Source organism: Dyella sp. ASV21, from assembly GCF_016428975.1.
In the GTDB taxonomy this organism is placed as follows: Bacteria; Pseudomonadota; Gammaproteobacteria; order Xanthomonadales; family Rhodanobacteraceae; genus Dyella.
On the sequence record NZ_JAELTT010000043.1, the window covers coordinates 22,686 to 37,732 of the forward strand.

A 15,047-nucleotide genomic window follows, 5' to 3' on the forward strand; every position below is an offset into this window, starting at 1 on the left:
GGACGCCCAACCATGCCGAGCAAGGAATCCGTACGACGCCAGCGCGCCATGGGGGGCGCCGTGGGGGTGTTCGTGCTCGGGCTGGCGCTGGTCTATCATTTCTTTCCGCGGGTGTTTCATGTCGAACCTTCGGCCACCGCATCCGGTCGGGCGATGAACCTGGGGCCGATCTATGCGGCCGTTCCCGCAGCTCGCAGTGCGCAGGCGCCGGGCATTTCGGAGATCGACGCCGGGCCGCCGCTAACCCTGGCGCCGACCGAGGTGATCGCTTCGCGGCTGGTCAACAAGAACGCCAAGTTGCCTGAGCAGCTCAGCGCGGATACGCCCGAGGTGGAGGCCTTGCTCACGCGTGCTGACAAGGCCTTGCGCGCCGGGCAATTGGCGGGCGATGAAAATGGTGCGGCCGCGCTTTTTGAGCAGGCGCTCAAGCTCAAGCCCGACAGCCGGCGCGCGGTGCAGGGGCTTTACGACGTGCGAGCGCGCCTGATTGCCGAAACCAATCAAGACCTCGCCATTGGCGATGCCGATGCAGCCAGCGATCTGATCGATGCCCTCAAGGCCATGCCTGAGGCCGGCGACGACGTGGCCCAACTGCAGGTCAAGCTGAAGACACTCAATCAGGTGCGCCCATTGCTGGCCAAGGCGGCCGCGTTGCTCCAGCAGGGCAAGGTGGACCAGCCGCCGGGCGAGAATGCGCTGGAGCTGTATCGCCAGGTGCAGCAGCTGGATGCGGAGAACGCCGTTGCCCAGCAGGGCGTGTTGCAGGTTCAGCGGGCGGTGCTCGATCGGGCGCTCGCGGCCGTGGCGCAAAATGATTTCAAGGGCGCCGACCAGGCGCTCACCGAGGCGGCCCAGGTGCTGCCCGACTCCACCGCTTTGCGCGACGTGCGCACGCGCGTGGATGGGATGCGTCAGGCCCGCGCCACCGGCATCCTCACGCAGGCACGCTCGGCGCTGGATGCGGGCAACCTGGCGCTGGCAGAGCAGTTGGGTGACCAGGCCAAGGAGATCAGTCCGGAGTTGGCTGGGCTGGGTGATTTCAGTGAGCGCCTCACCAATGCCCGCCTGTATGCCAGCTACAAGCCCGGCCAGGTGTTCGCCGATCGTTTTGTGGATGTTCCGGGGCAGACGCCTTCGATGGTGGTGGTACCCACCGGCAGCTTCGCCATGGGCGCGGCGGACAACGAGGACGGCCGTCAGGACGCCGAGACGCCACGGCACGACGTCACCATCAGCAAGGGCTTTGCCTTGTCCCGCACGGCTATCACGGTGGGCCAGTTCCGCGAGTTCGTGCGGGCCAGTGGCTATCAGCCCGATTCGGTGAAGCTGGGAGGCGCCAGCGTGTACGACGAGGGTAGCGGCGCCATGCGCGATGACGGCAGCGCCACGTGGCAGGACGATTACGCGGGCAAGCCGGCCGATGCGCGGATGCCTGTAGTGAATATTTCCTGGAACGATGCCAAGGCGTACGCCGACTGGCTCAGTCAGCGCACCGGCAAGACGTATCGCCTGCCCAGCGAGGCCGAGTTTGAATATGCCCTGCGCGCTGGCACCAATTCTCGCTACTGGTGGGGCGACGGGGTGCCCAGCAGCAAGGTGGAGAACCTCACCGGCGGAAGCGATCGCTCACCCAGCGGTCGACGCTGGAGCCATGCGTTCGTCGGCTATCGCGATGGCTTTTGGGGGCCGGCGCCAGTGATGAGCTTTGCACCCAACCCGTTCGGGCTCTACGACATGGGCGGCAACGTGTCCGAATGGGTGCAGGACTGTTGGCACGACAGCTACCTGCGGGCCCCGCGCGATGGCAGCGCGTGGGTAAACCCCGGCTGCGGCGTGCGCGTGATTCGCGGCGGTTCCTGGGGCAGTTCGCCTGAACAGGTGCGCTCGGCGTATCGGCAGGGAGGCGATGCCGGTGTGCGCAGCGGGCGCGTGGGCTTCCGTGTGTTGCGGGAGCTTTAGGTCCCTGCAGCGGTCCCGGTAGTGGTCGCCAACCGGGCGAGACCGCGCGGCGCGGTGTAGGGCGTGCGCACAAAGGGCGTTTTCCCGCTTGTGTTGTCGCCATCACGAACCGTAAAATGACTCGCTTTCGTGTAAGGGAATCATCGACTTAGGGCGGGTTTCCCGAGGGCTTGCGGGGCGGGGTGAGATGGCGTTTTCGCCTGGTAATTCCCTTCCAAATCCGTTGCTTACGGGTAGTTCCTCATGGTTGTTCTGATGCGAAAGTGGCGGAATTGGTAGACGCACTGGATTTAGGTTCCAGCGGGTAACCCCGTGAGGGTTCGAGTCCCTCCTTTCGCACCATCCCTTTATGTTTTTGCAGGCGGCCGGGGGCCGCCAAGCGCCTTTTGACGGGCGCTCTTACCGGTACACCAGGAGACGTCATGCAGGTTTCGGTTGAAAACGTCGGCAAGCTCGAGCGCAAGCTCACGGTGAAGTTTCCCGCGGAGCGCTTTGAGTCGCAGGTGAGCGCGCGCATCGCCGAGATGGGGCGCACCGTGCGTCTCAAGGGCTTCCGTCCGGGCAAGGTCCCGACTGCGGTCATCCAGCAGCGTTTTGGCGACCAGGTGCGCGGCGAAGTGCTTTCTGACCTCATCGGCAGCACCCTGCGCGAGGCGGTGGCTCAGGAAAACCTGCGTCCGATCGCCAATCCGTCGATCAACACCACCGGCCGGCCGGAAGAGGGCGAGATCGCCTATACCGCCACCTTCGAAGTGATGCCGGAATTCCCGGAAGTCGACGTCGCCAAGCTGGAAATCAGCCGCCCGGTGGCCGAAGTGGCCGATGCCGACATCGAAAAGATGATTGAAACCCTGCGCCAGCAGCGCCGCAGCTTCGACCCGGTCGAGCGCGCGTCGGTTGAGGGCGATTTCGTGATGTTCGAATACTCCGCTGAAGCTGGCGACTACCGCTTCCCGGCCGAGGGCCTGGAGCGCGCCGGTAGCGTGCTGGGCGCCGGCAACCTGTTCAAGGCGCTGGACGACGTGCTGACCGGCCGCAAGGCCGACGACGAATTCGATGCTGACGTCGAGTTTCCGGCGGATTTCCGCAACGAGAGCCTCGCCGGCAAGACCGCCAAGTGCCATTTCAAGATCATCAAGGTGCAGGAGCCGAAGCTGCCGGAAGTGAACGCCGAGTTCGTCCAGCTGTTCGGCATCGCCGATGGTGACCTGGAGCAGTTCCGCAAGGAAGTGCGCGCCAATCTCGAGCGTGAGCTGAAGGCCACCCTGATGGCCCGCCTCAAGTCCGAAGTGGCCGAGAAGCTGGCCAATGCGCACGACAGCCTGGATGTGCCGAACCTGATGGTGCAGTCCGAAGCCCAGGCCATGGCCCAGGGCAGCGTGCCGCGCGGTCAGCAGGTGCCGCCGCAGCTGATCGAGGCCGCCGCCCCGATCGCTCGTAAGCGTGTCATCGCCGGTCTGTTGATGGGTGAGATTGCCCGCAAGCAGTCGTTGACCATCGACCGTAGCCGCCTGGCCGAACAGCTTGCGGCGATCGCCTCGACCTACGAGGAGCCGGAGAAGGTCATTGAACTCTACAACCGCGACCCCCAATTGATGTCCGGGCTGCAAAATCGCGTGATGGAAGATCAGGTGGCAGAGTGGGTGGCCGATCACGCCAACACCACAGTGCAGAATCTGGGCTTCGACGAGGTGATGCGCCCGGTCGGCGCCTGAGGCATTCTTCAGGCCAATCAACCGGAGAGCGACACGCATGGCTATGGACCCGATCCAGAACCTCAACCTGGTACCGATCGTCGTTGAGCAGACCGCTCGCGGCGAACGTTCGTACGATATTTACTCGCGCTTGCTCAAGGAGCGCGTGATCTTCCTCGTGGGCGAGGTCAACGATCAGGTTGCTAACCTGCTGGTCGCGCAGATGCTGTTCCTGGAGTCGGAAAACCCCGACAAGGATATTCATCTGTATATCAATAGCCCGGGCGGTGCCGTCACTGCCGGGCTGGCGATCTATGACACCATGCAGTTCATCAAGCCGGACGTAAGCACCATGTGCATCGGTCAGGCCTGCAGCGCCGCGTCGCTGCTGCTGATGGCTGGCGCCAAGGGCAAGCGTTATTCGCTGCCAAACTCGCGCGTGATGATCCACCAGCCGTCGGGCGGCGCCCGCGGCCAGGCCACGGACATCGAGATCCAGGCTCAGGAGATCCTGTATCTGCGCCGCCGTCTGAACGACATTTACGTTCAGCACACCGGTCAGCCGCTGGATAAGATCGAGCGTGACATGGAGCGCGATCGCTTCATGAGTGCCGAGGCGGCCAAGGAGTACGGCCTGATCGACCAGGTCCTGGACCGTCGTGCCGTCGAAACGGTGAAATCCGCCTGATTTCGGGCGCCTGGCCCCAGGGTTGCAAGCGGTTCCGCGTCTCGCTGCAGACGCGGAACCCTGTGCTATTCTCAAACCGCAATCGATTTATGAGCAGGATCCAGGCATGAGCGACGACCGTCAGGGCCGTTCCAACGACAGCGGCAAGATTCTCTACTGCTCCTTCTGCGGCAAGAGCCAGCATGAAGTACGCAAGCTGATCGCGGGTCCGTCCGTGTTCATTTGCGACGAGTGCGTAGAACTTTGCAATGACATCATCCGCGAGGAGCTGGAGGAGAAGGCCGCCTCCGGGCGCAGCCAGCTGCCCAAGCCCCACGAGATCATGGAGACGCTCGACCAATACGTGGTCGGCCAGACCCGCGCCAAAAAGGCGCTGGCGGTGGCCGTGTACAACCACTACAAGCGCATGGAGTCGCGTCAGAAGAGCGACGACGTCGAGCTTGGCAAGTCCAATATCCTCCTGATCGGTCCCACCGGTTCGGGCAAGACGCTGCTCGCCGAAACGCTGGCACGCCTGCTCAATGTGCCGTTTACCATCGCCGACGCCACCACCCTCACCGAGGCGGGTTACGTGGGCGAGGATGTGGAAAACATCATCCAGAAGCTGCTGCAGAAGTGCGACTACGACGTCGACAAGGCGCAGTCTGGCATCGTCTATATCGACGAAATCGACAAGATTTCGCGTAAGAGCGAAAACCCGTCGATTACTCGCGACGTCTCCGGCGAGGGCGTTCAGCAGGCACTGCTCAAGCTCATTGAGGGCACGCTGGCTTCGGTGCCGCCGCAGGGTGGTCGCAAGCATCCGCAGCAGGAATTCCTGCAGGTGGACACCAAGAACATCTTGTTCATCTGCGGTGGTGCATTCGCGGGTCTGGAGAAGGTGATCCAGCAGCGTTCCGAAACCGTGGGCATTGGCTTCTCGGCCGAGGTTCGCAGCAAGGAGCGCAAGGAGAACCTGGGCAAGCTGCTGGCCGACGTCGAGCCGTCGGATCTGGTGCGCTACGGCCTGATTCCCGAGTTTGTCGGCCGTCTGCCGGTGGTCGCCACGCTGGACGAATTGGATGAACCTGCACTGGTGCAGATTCTCACCGAGCCCAAGAACGCCGTGACCAAGCAGTTCAAGAAACTGTTTGAAATGGAAGGCGTCGAGCTGGAGTTCCGTCCGGAGGCATTGCAGGCCATCGCCCGCAAGGCGCTTAAGCGCAAGACGGGCGCCCGCGGTCTGCGCACCATCCTCGAGCAGGTGCTGTTGGACACTATGTACGAACTGCCGTCGCTGGAGCATGTCAGCAAGGTGGTGGTCGACGACGCCGTCATCGATGGCCAGGCCGAGCCCTACCTGATCTACCGTGGCAACCTCAAGCAGCCGCGTGCGGCGGGCGAGGGCGGTGACGCCGCGTAATGGCCTAAATACCCTAGGCGTTCCGCACGATGGCCCTGGCAAAACTGCCGGGGCCATTTCGTTTCTGTGGTTTGTCATGCACTTGTGTGCATGGCTGATTGCCACCACTTGACGTATAGAAGGCCCCGGCGCAGTGTCGGGGCAAACCAAGCAATTCATCCCCGAGAGATTCTCTTCGATGGCAAAAAACGCTCCCAACCCCCAAGTTACCGGAGCCGCCCTGGACGCCCTGCCAGTGCTGCCGCTGCGTGATGTGGTGGTCTATCCCCACATGGTCATTCCGCTGTTCGTCGGACGTGACAAATCCATGCGTGCGCTGGAGCGCGCCATGGAGGGCGAGCGCCAGATCCTGCTGGTGGCGCAGAAGAGTCCCGATATCGACGATCCCCAAATCAGCGATCTCCATCAGATTGGCACGCTGGCTGGCGTGTTGCAGTTGCTCAAGCTACCCGATGGCACGGTGAAGGTGCTGGTGGAAGGGCAGGCGCGCGTGTCCGTGGAGAATTACTCCGAGGACGGCGGCATGCTCATGGCCACCTCGCGCGTCATCGAGCCGGTGTACAGCAACAAAGAGCGCGAGCTCGACGTGGTATCGCGCACGCTGGTGTCGCTGTTCGAGCAGTTGGTCAAGCAAAGTCGCAAGCTTCCGCCTGAAGTGCTGGCGACGCTGTCGGGCATTGATGATCCCTCGCGCGTGGCGGACTCCATCGCGGCGCACTTGTCGGTACGCATGGCTGACAAGCAGAAGGTGCTGGAAACCGCCGATGTCGGTCAGCGCCTGGAGTTGCTCATTGGGCTGGTCGACGGTGAGATGGATCTGCAGCAGGTGGAAAAGCGCATCCGCGGCCGCGTGAAGTCGCAGATGGAGAAGAGCCAGCGCGAGTACTACCTCAACGAGCAGATGAAGGCCATCCAGAAGGAGCTCGGTGAGAGCGAGGAAGGCCCGAACGAAATCGAGGAACTGCAAAAGAAAATCGACAGCGCTGGCATGCCCAAGGCCGTGTTGGCCAAGGCTCGCCAAGAGTTCGGCAAGCTGCGCCAGATGTCGCCGATGTCGGCCGAGGCCACGGTGGTGCGCAACTACCTGGACTGGCTGGTGGGCGTGCCGTGGAAAAAGAAGAGCAAGGTCCGCAAGGATCTGCAACTCGCGCAGGACGTGCTCGATGCCGACCACTTTGGCCTGGAGAAGGTCAAAGAGCGCATCCTTGAGTATCTCGCCGTGCAGCAGCGAGTGAATACCATGCGCGGCCCGATCTTGTGTCTGGTGGGTCCGCCAGGCGTGGGCAAGACCTCGCTGGGTCAGTCGATCGCCAAGGCAACCAATCGCAAATTTGTCCGCATGAGCTTGGGTGGCGTGCGCGATGAGGCTGAGATCCGCGGTCATCGTCGCACCTATATCGGCTCCATGCCGGGTCGCATCGTGCAGAACCTCAACAAGGTAGGCACCAAGAACCCGCTGTTCGTGCTGGACGAAATCGACAAGATGTCCATGGACTTCCGTGGCGATCCGTCGTCGGCCTTGCTGGAAGTGCTGGACCCCGAGCAGAACCACGCGTTCAACGATCATTACCTGGAAGTCGATCTCGACCTTTCCGAGGTGATGTGGGTGGCTACGGCCAACTCGCTGAACATCCCCGGTCCGCTGTTGGATCGCATGGAAGTCATTCGCATCCCCGGCTACACCGAGGATGAGAAGCTCGGCATTGCGCAGAAGTACCTGCTTCCCAAGCAGCTGAAAGCCAATGGTCTCAAGCCTGAGGAACTCTCCGTGGATGCGGAGGCCGTGCGGGACATCGTGCGCTATTACACGCGCGAGTCGGGTGTGCGTAATCTTGAGCGTGAGGTGTCCAAGATCTGCCGCAAGGTGGTAAAGGAACTCACCCTGGCGCAGGTCGGCAAGAAGAAGGCCGATGCCAAGAAGGCGGAATCCAAGAAGTCCGGCGCGGCCGTAAAGACGGCCAAGGTGAAGAAGGCGGTAGCCGTCACCTCCGCTAACCTGGAGCAGTACCTGGGCGTGCGTCGCTTTGACTTCGGCCGCAAGGAACTGCAGAACGAGGTCGGCCTGGTTACCGGCCTGGCCTGGACCCAGGTGGGTGGCGATCTGCTCAGCATCGAAGCCTCGGTGGTGCCCGGCAAGGGCCGCCTGGTGAACACCGGGCAGCTGGGTGATGTGATGAAGGAATCGATCCAGGCCGCGCTTTCGGTGGTGCGTGCGCGTGTCGAGCGCTTGGGTATCGATCCGGAGTTCCACCAGAAACTGGATATCCATATCCATGTACCGGAAGGTGCGACGCCGAAGGATGGCCCCAGTGCGGGTATCGCCATGGGCACCGCGCTGGTGTCGGCGCTGACCAAGGTGCCGGTGCGTTCCGAGGTGGCGATGACGGGCGAGATCACACTGCGTGGTCGCGTGCTGCCTATTGGCGGCCTCAAGGAGAAGCTGTTGGCGGCGCATCGCGGCGGCATCACCACGGTGATCATTCCGGAGGAAAACAAGAAGGACCTCGCGGATATCCCGGAAAACATCACCGGCTCGCTGGACATTCATCCGGTGCGCTGGATCGACGAAGTATTGGACATCGCGCTGGAGCGTCCCTTGCAGCCGTTACAGGCGGCCGACGGAGAGAAGAGCTCCACCAAGGTGGACGCGCCGCGTGAAGAGGGTCAGGACGAGTCCCAGGAGTCGTATACCAGGCCGCATTGATTCGTGATGCACGTCGCTTAAGAAGCGGGCGGTTAACCGCCCGCTTTTTTGTCATGTAACCCATGGATGCGCGCTAGTTCGCATAGCGTTTCGTGACTGTGTTTGCAAGCGTCCGCAGACCACCCTGAATCGCGGGAACCCTTGGTATTGCTTGTCATTGCGGACCCTGGGGGGCGCTGGTATAAAGGCGGCACCGCAGCCTGACGCCGAGCACGATGCGCAGCGATGCGGGGTTGCTTGGCGATGGCCTGGTGCTTGATCGCACATGACGTCGCCTGGTCCCAGAATGACCATGCGGGCTGCATAACCGTTTAAGGGAGTGTCTCAATGAATAAAACCGATCTGATCAATGCCATTGCCGAGAAGGCCGAACTCACCAAGGCCGACGCTGGCCGTGCTCTCGAAGCGTTCTTCGAGACCGTGCAGAAGGCGCTGAAGAAGGGCGATGACGTGTCGGTGGTGGGCTTTGGTACCTTCACCGTGCGCAAGCGCGCCGCTCGTACCGGTCGCAACCCGCGCACCAATGAGACGATCAAGATCAAGGCCTCGAAGGTTCCGGCATTCAAGGCTGGTAAGACCCTCAAGGATGCCCTAAACTAAGCGGCTACTTGCTTAGTTTTTGGGTGCTTAGCTCAGCGGTAGAGCGTCGCCCTTACAAGGCGAGGGTCGTAGGTTCGATCCCTACAGCACCCACCAGTAAAATGCGGAGCGGTAGTTCAGTCGGTTAGAATGCTGGCCTGTCACGCCGGAGGTCGCGGGTTCGAGTCCCGTCCGCTCCGCCACAGTTCGCAAGGGCGCCCGTGTGGCGCCCTTGCCATTTAAGCCCCGCGCACATGGTGCGCCGAACAACGAGAGCCGGGAATATTCCATGTTGCAGGCAATGCGTAACAAGCTTCACGGATGGCCTTCTATTGTCATTCTTGGCGTTTGCGTTTTCGCTATCTCGTTCTTCGGTATCGAGTCCTACTTCGCGTCGCGGACCGATACGTACGTTGCCATGGTCGGAAAGCACGAGATCTCCCCGCGGGATTTCCAGGAGCGCCTGAACAACGCACGTCGTGATGCCATGCAGCGCATGGGCGATCACTTCGATCCGGCGGCGTTCGAGCAGCCCGAGACCAAGCGCCAAGTGCTGGACCAGCTCATCAACGAAGAGTTGCTGCGCCAGGCAAACGAGTCGCTGGGTCTTAAGGTCTCTGATGTTACGTTGCGCGAGCGCATCGCCAACGCCCCCGATTTCCAGGTGAATGGTCAATTCGATCCGGCGACGTACCGCGCCGTGCTGGCCGCCCAGAACATGACGCCTTCGATGTTCGAAAGCAGTCAGCGCGCCTCCTTGGAGCCGGGCTTGCTGCCGCGGGCCATCATCGACAGCGCGATCATCACCGACGCCGACATGGACCGTTACCTGGGTCTGCTATACCAGCGCCGCGATGTGCGTTGGTTCGCGGTGCCGCGTCCGGCGCTGACCGATACCCAGGTGACCGATGCGGAACTGGAGTCCTACTACAAGGATCACCAGGCCGATTTCATGAATCCGGAGCAGGTGTCGCTGAAGTATCTGGAAGTCAATGGCGCGAACCTGAAGATCGACGCTCAGCCGAGCGACGATGAACTCAAGAAGCGTTACGAGGACCAAAAGCAGCGCTTTGTGCAGCCGGAGCAGCGCCTGGTGTCGCATATCTTGGTGAACGTGCCCAAGAACGCCACGCCGGATCAGCAGAAGGCCGCACTCGCCAAGGCTGAAAAGATCGCCAGCGAAGCCAATGCCCAGAACTTCGCCACGTTGGCCGAACAGGATTCGGACGATTTGGGCTCCAAGCGTTCGGGCGGCGATCTGGGCTGGCTGGAGAAGGGTGTGACCAACCCGGCCTTCGACTCGGCCCTGTTCGCACTGCAGAAGGGGCAGATCTCCAAGCCGGTGCTGTCGGACGAGGGCTACCACGTGCTGTTCCTGCGTGACGTGCGTAGTGGCGATGCCAAGCCCTTCGCGGAAGTGCGTGACCAGATTGCCAAGGACTACCTGTCGACCGAGCGCGACCGTCAGTACAGCGAATTGGCCGGTAAGCTCACCGACCAGACATATCAGAATCCGTCCTCTCTGGAGCCGGCGGCCCAGGCGCTGAACCTGCCGATCCAGACTACGGGCCTGTTCTCGCGCAAGGGCGGTGAAGGCATGACCACCAACGCGAAGCTGCTAGCCGCTGCGTTCTCGGACGACGTGTTGACCCAGGGCAACAACTCCAGCCTGATCGAGCTGGGTCCGGATCACGCCGTGGTGGTGCGTGTGGACAAGCATCTCCCGGCTGCGGCGCGTCCGCTGGCTGAGGTGCGCGACCAGGTCCGCCAGAAGATTCTCGGTGAGCGCACCGTCGCTGAGGCGCAGAAGCGTGCCGACGCACTGCTGGCTCGGGTGCACAAGGGTGAAGACATCCAGGCCGTGGCCAGCTCGGTGGGCGCCAACGCGCAGTCGGTGCCGGATGCCGTGCGTATGCAGCCGTCCATGCCGCCGGAAGTGTTGGAGCAGGCCTTCCTGCTGCCGCATCCGGAGGCCGGCAAGCCGCAGTGCGCCCGCGTCGCCCTGCGCGATGGTAGTTATGCGTTGGTGGCCGTGGATAAAGTGCAGGCCGGCGACTTGTCCAAGATCTCGGCCGACCAGCGCAGCGAGCTGCGCGGGCAGATGGGGCAGGCGTATGGCGTGCTCGCCACGCAGGCCTATATCGATGCACTGAAGGCCAAGACCACGATCAAGATTGCCGCGGATCGCATGTAAGCGGCTGGCGCGGTGCTGGACACAAAAGGGCGGCCTCGAGGCCGCCCTTTTTTATGGCCTCTATAGGCTTCCATCGCGCTCAGGCGCCGGTCATGCCCAGGATGTGGTAGCCCGCATCGACGTGGGTAACCTCGCCAGTCACTCCGGAGGCGAGGTCCGAGCACATGAATGCCCCCACATTGCCCACTTCATCGATGGTCACGCTGCGTCGCAGCGGGGCATACGTATCGACGTGATCCAGCATCTGTCGGAAATTGGCGATGCCGGCGGCAGCGAGTGTCTTGATGGGGCCGGCCGAGATGGCGTTGACGCGGGTGCCTTCGGCGCCCAGGTTGTATGCGAGATAGCGAACGTTGGCTTCCAGGCTGGCCTTGGCCAGGCCCATGACGTTGTAACTGTCCATCACGCGCTCGGCGCCGAGGTAGCTGAGGGTGAGAATGGCCGCGCCCCTTCCCTGCATCATCGGGCGCAGGGCTTTGGCTAGCGCGGCGAGGCTGTAGCTGGAAATATCGTGCGCGATACGAAAGCCGTCGCGCGTCAGGTGATCCAGGAACTCACCTTGCAGCGCTTCGCGTGGCGCGAAGCCCACCGAATGCACCAGGATATCCAGTTCGCTCCAATGCCTCCCGATGTCGCGCGCTAGTGCATCGACCTGGGCGTCATCGGCAACGTCGCAGGGGAATACCAGGTTTGAGCCGAAGGCGTTGGCCGCTTCGTCGACGCGATCCTTCAGACGCTCGTTTTGATAGGTGAAGGCCAGTTGCGCGCCTTCTCGGTGCATGGCGTTGGCGATGCCCCAGGCTATGGAGCGCTGGCTGGCGATGCCGACGATTAAAGCCCGTTTGCCGTGTAGGAATCCCATACGATCTCCCAGGCGAGCGCACACCCTAAAGGGATGTCGAGGGCAGTCTAGCAGTGCGGCCGCGAAGGGACTCAGCCCGGACCGGCCACCTTGAGCACCTGGCCAGGCTTCACATTGGCGGTTTGCAGGTTGTTCCAGCGCTGGAGCTGCTTGATGGCTACCGAGTAGCGGCGAGCAATGGTCCAGAGGCTTTCGCCGTTTTTCACCGTGTGGGTTTGCTGGCGCGGACCGTCCGACGTGTCGTCCCGGGCGGCGCCCAGGGTTGCGTTGAGCGGCGGCAGCGCCGCCGTGCCGGCTATCGTCTGTGGGCTGTTGTTGCCCTCGGCCAGCAGGGCGTTCTGGAACTGCTGCACGCGATTGCGTGGCAGCAACAGGTAGGGCGAGGCGTTGGAGTCGATCACGCCGTTGCGGAAACCGGCGTTGAGATCCTTCAGTTCGTCCTGCGACATGCCTGCATGGCTTGCGGCATGCGCCAGCGGCATGGAGTTGTTGATGCTCACCGTGACGAGGCGCTCTTCCGAGGGCAGGGTGGGCAGGCTCACATTGAAGCGTCCGGGGTCGCGTATCACGCAGGCAATCGCCAGCAGCTTGACCAGGTGCTCGCGGGTCACCGGCTTGACCGGCATGCGCGGAATCACCGGCTCCGCTGGCGGCAGGCCGTGCTTGTCGATCATCTTGCGCAGGCCGAACTCGCCGGTGTTGAAGGCATAGTCCACCAGTCGCCAGTCGTCGAGGTCGTCGTGGTAGCGGCTGAGCAGCGCCATGATGGCGTCAGTGGCCGCCGGCACATCCATGCGACCGTCGAAGCCCCTGTCGATGCGAATGCCCAAGGCGCTCGCGGTGGCCGGCATGATCTGCCACATGCCGGCCGGCATGTTCTTGCCACCGGAAACCGGGCGGTATTGGCTCTCCACCCACGGCAACAGGGCGAATTCACCGGGCACGTTGTGGCGTGCGGCGATCTGCTGCACATAGGCCACGCGCGGCGCCGCGGCGGCGAGCTGGCTTTCGAAGCGCTCGGGATTCTGCGTGTAACGACGTGCCCAGGTCGTGATGCCGGGATCGGAGTCGCAGTCGGCCATCGCAAAACTGCCGCGCAACTGATCCCATACGTTGGCGCTATCGGTGGCTGCCACCGGCACGCTCACCGGGTGGGCCAGATTGCGCACAGGTTCGGGCTTGGGCGCTTCGAGCTGCGGCGCCGCAGGTTTGTTAGGAACAGGTGTGGTTGCGCATGCGGTCAGCAGAACCGCCAGCAACGCGGGCAATGGGCGTAGGCGTCGTGCGTTCATCCGCTGAAGACGTCCTTATTGGCGCGTAACGCGGCGAATCGCGCGACACGATCGCCGTCGACACCGTGCCGGTGACTCCATGCGAGCACTTCATCACTGTCGATGCGCAGGAAGGGGTTGGTGGCTCGTTCGGTACCCAGGGTGACGGGCAGACTGGGTTGGTTGCTGGCGCGCAGCTCGGCGACCTCGCGCTGGCGTGCCGCCAGCGCCGTGTTGCTTGGTTCCACCGTATGCGCAAAGCGCGCATTCGATGCGGTGTACTCGTGCGCGCAGCAAACCAGGGTGTTGGCAGGCAGGGCGGCCAGTCGATCGAGGGAGGCCAGCATCTGCGCGGGCGTGCCTTCGAACAGGCGGCCGCAACCCATGCTGAAAAGCGTGTCGCCACACAGTAATACGCCGCAGCCAAAGTACGCGATGTGGCTGGTGGTATGCCCCGGCACGGCGATGACGTCAAATCGTGCGTGTGGCAAGCGGATCTGCACGGTGTCGCCATCGGCCACGCGATGCGTTGCCACGCTAATGCGCTCGTCGTGCGGCGCGTAGACGGGCACGTCATGCGTGGTCAGCAGCGCCTGGACGCCACCGATATGATCGTGGTGGTGATGCGTGAGCAAGATCGCACGCAGGCTGAGGTTACGCGCCTTCAGGGCGGCTTCCACGGGGGCAGCCTCGCCTGGGTCGACGGCGATGGCATGGCCGTTATCGTCGTGCAGCAGCCAAATGTAGTTGTCGGCAAGCGCCGGTAACGGTACGACGTGCAAAGAGGGTCCCCTCAGCGGATGCGTATCGACTGACGCAGGCCCCTCCCTGGCTTGCGCGAAGTGACCGACTATAAAGGGGGTGGCGAGGTCACTCGTTAGTGAGACGTTAATCCCTGGGAACCTGTTCAGGCTCGTGCGGACGGGGTGGGAGCGCTGTGTGAACCAGGGCACGCAAACGGCGACCTGCCGCTACACTGTGCCTCTCGATTCGACTGAACCGACCCGGCATGTCTCAGCGCGACCAAGACATCTACACAAGCGCGCCCTTGCGAAGTCTTCTCGCGCAGGAGACGGTGGTTCTGGCGCCCGGGCTACAGCGCTGCGCGGGCTCCCACGCGTTGCTGCTCAGTGTTGCGCGCGAGGATGTGCCGCCGGTGTTGCCGCTGCTCGGCAACTGGACGAGGCTGAATATGGCGGCTGGCGGCTACGGTGGCGATGTCCGTGCGCATGGCGATGAGGCGCTGCCGTTCCTGGATGACGCGTTCGACCTGGTGCTGATGCGCCACGCGTTGGAGGTATCCAGCGCGCCCCAGGCGTTGCTGGAGGAAGCCACGCGCGTACTCGCGCCGGGCGGCGTGCTCGCATTGACTGGCTTGCACCCGTTCAGTGCCTGGATGCCATGGATGTTGTGGCGCATGCGCGGCCATGGGTTGGCGGTGCATTCGCCCATCCTGCTGGAGCGGTGGGTGCGCCGATTCGAGTTGGATATCGAGCGTGTGGAGCGTGTGGGTGCGCTATGGCCGGGAGGTCGCGTCGGGCTGGACGCGTCGCATGCCTTCGGCGGCGGCTATGTACTTATTGCACGCAAGCGTCGACGCATCGCCACGCCCATTCGCCTCAAGAGCAAACCCGTACCTGCGCCGGTGAGCGTGGGACTGGCGCCGGGCGCGCGGCGCAATACGGCGTCCTGAT

11 protein-coding genes and 3 tRNA genes are annotated in these 15,047 nt (G+C 63.0%); 11 read left to right on the plus strand and 3 right to left on the minus strand.

Annotated features, from left to right (window positions below):
• The first annotated feature begins 12 nt into the window (after positions 1-12).
• The 10 genes from JHD67_RS14355 (at position 13) to JHD67_RS14400 (ending at position 11,220) form a co-directional block, all read left to right on the plus strand.
• Positions 13-1,959, plus strand: coding sequence for an SUMF1/EgtB/PvdO family nonheme iron enzyme (locus JHD67_RS14355; RefSeq protein ID WP_199099916.1), 1,947 nt, complete (start codon positions 13-15; stop codon positions 1,957-1,959).
• 257 nt (positions 1,960-2,216) lie between these two features.
• Positions 2,217-2,301: transfer RNA gene (locus JHD67_RS14360), tRNA-Leu, on the plus strand.
• Positions 2,302-2,381: 80 nt separating this feature from the next.
• The gene (gene tig / locus JHD67_RS14365) at positions 2,382-3,674 is read left to right on the plus strand and encodes a trigger factor (protein WP_199099917.1); all 1,293 of its coding nucleotides are present in this window, start codon (positions 2,382-2,384) and stop codon (positions 3,672-3,674) included.
• A gap of 37 nt (positions 3,675-3,711) precedes the next feature.
• Positions 3,712-4,341: an ATP-dependent Clp endopeptidase proteolytic subunit ClpP gene (clpP, locus tag JHD67_RS14370; protein WP_074547535.1), complete on the plus strand. Its 630-nt coding sequence runs from the start codon at positions 3,712-3,714 to the stop codon at positions 4,339-4,341.
• Between the two features lie 106 nt (positions 4,342-4,447).
• The gene (gene clpX / locus JHD67_RS14375; RefSeq protein WP_199099918.1) at positions 4,448-5,743 is read left to right on the plus strand and encodes an ATP-dependent Clp protease ATP-binding subunit ClpX; all 1,296 of its coding nucleotides are present in this window, start codon (positions 4,448-4,450) and stop codon (positions 5,741-5,743) included.
• A 178-nt stretch (positions 5,744-5,921) separates the two neighbouring features.
• Entirely contained in the window at positions 5,922-8,447 is a 2,526-nt protein-coding gene (lon, locus tag JHD67_RS14380) for an endopeptidase La (RefSeq protein ID WP_199099919.1), read from the plus strand.
• Positions 8,448-8,774: 327 nt separating this feature from the next.
• A complete protein-coding gene (locus JHD67_RS14385; RefSeq protein ID WP_019465590.1) occupies positions 8,775-9,047 on the plus strand; it encodes an HU family DNA-binding protein in 273 nt (90 codons plus the stop codon).
• A gap of 21 nt (positions 9,048-9,068) precedes the next feature.
• A tRNA-Val gene (locus tag JHD67_RS14390) sits at positions 9,069-9,143 on the plus strand.
• 9 nt (positions 9,144-9,152) lie between these two features.
• Positions 9,153-9,229: transfer RNA gene (locus tag JHD67_RS14395), tRNA-Asp, on the plus strand.
• Between the two features lie 98 nt (positions 9,230-9,327).
• Positions 9,328-11,220 (plus strand): SurA N-terminal domain-containing protein, encoded by a 1,893-nt coding sequence (locus JHD67_RS14400; protein ID WP_343214375.1) that lies wholly within the window; start codon positions 9,328-9,330, stop codon positions 11,218-11,220.
• Positions 11,221-11,299: 79 nt separating this feature from the next.
• Here JHD67_RS14400 and JHD67_RS14405 read toward each other — a convergent pair whose 3' ends face one another.
• The 3 genes from JHD67_RS14405 to gloB all read right to left on the minus strand — a co-directional run bounded on the left by JHD67_RS14405 (position 11,300) and on the right by gloB (position 14,135).
• Entirely contained in the window at positions 11,300-12,082 is a 783-nt protein-coding gene (locus tag JHD67_RS14405; RefSeq protein WP_199099921.1) for an enoyl-ACP reductase, read from the minus strand.
• Positions 12,083-12,153: 71 nt separating this feature from the next.
• Entirely contained in the window at positions 12,154-13,374 is a 1,221-nt protein-coding gene (locus JHD67_RS14410; RefSeq protein ID WP_343214376.1) for a LysM peptidoglycan-binding domain-containing protein, read from the minus strand.
• Positions 13,371-14,135: a hydroxyacylglutathione hydrolase gene (gene gloB, locus JHD67_RS14415; protein WP_199099922.1), complete on the minus strand. Its 765-nt coding sequence runs from the start codon at positions 14,133-14,135 to the stop codon at positions 13,371-13,373. The genes JHD67_RS14410 and gloB overlap by 4 nt, the downstream gene beginning before the upstream one ends.
• A gap of 227 nt (positions 14,136-14,362) precedes the next feature.
• Here gloB and JHD67_RS14420 point away from each other — a divergent pair, with 227 nt between their 5' ends.
• The gene (locus JHD67_RS14420) at positions 14,363-15,046 is read left to right on the plus strand and encodes a methyltransferase domain-containing protein (protein WP_199099923.1); all 684 of its coding nucleotides are present in this window, start codon (positions 14,363-14,365) and stop codon (positions 15,044-15,046) included.
• Position 15,047 lies beyond the last annotated feature (1 nt).

Bases quoted from the DNA above. Each gene is read 5' to 3' on its own strand.
- tig (WP_199099917.1), top strand. From the start codon at position 2,382: ATGCAGGTTTCGGTTGAAAACGTCGGCAAGCTCGAGCGCAAGCTCACG.
- JHD67_RS14400 (WP_343214375.1), top strand. From the start codon at position 9,328: ATGCGTAACAAGCTTCACGGATGGCCTTCTATTGTCATTCTTGGCGTT.
- clpP (WP_074547535.1), top strand. From the start codon at position 3,712: ATGGCTATGGACCCGATCCAGAACCTCAACCTGGTACCGATCGTCGTT.
- JHD67_RS14385 (WP_019465590.1), top strand. From the start codon at position 8,775: ATGAATAAAACCGATCTGATCAATGCCATTGCCGAGAAGGCCGAACTC.
- JHD67_RS14420 (WP_199099923.1), top strand. From the start codon at position 14,363: ATGTCTCAGCGCGACCAAGACATCTACACAAGCGCGCCCTTGCGAAGT.
- clpX (WP_199099918.1), top strand. From the start codon at position 4,448: ATGAGCGACGACCGTCAGGGCCGTTCCAACGACAGCGGCAAGATTCTC.
- lon (WP_199099919.1), top strand. From the start codon at position 5,922: ATGGCAAAAAACGCTCCCAACCCCCAAGTTACCGGAGCCGCCCTGGAC.
- JHD67_RS14410 (WP_343214376.1), bottom strand. From the start codon at position 13,374: ATGAACGCACGACGCCTACGCCCATTGCCCGCGTTGCTGGCGGTTCTG.
- JHD67_RS14355 (WP_199099916.1), top strand. From the start codon at position 13: ATGCCGAGCAAGGAATCCGTACGACGCCAGCGCGCCATGGGGGGCGCC.
- JHD67_RS14405 (WP_199099921.1), bottom strand. From the start codon at position 12,082: ATGGGATTCCTACACGGCAAACGGGCTTTAATCGTCGGCATCGCCAGC.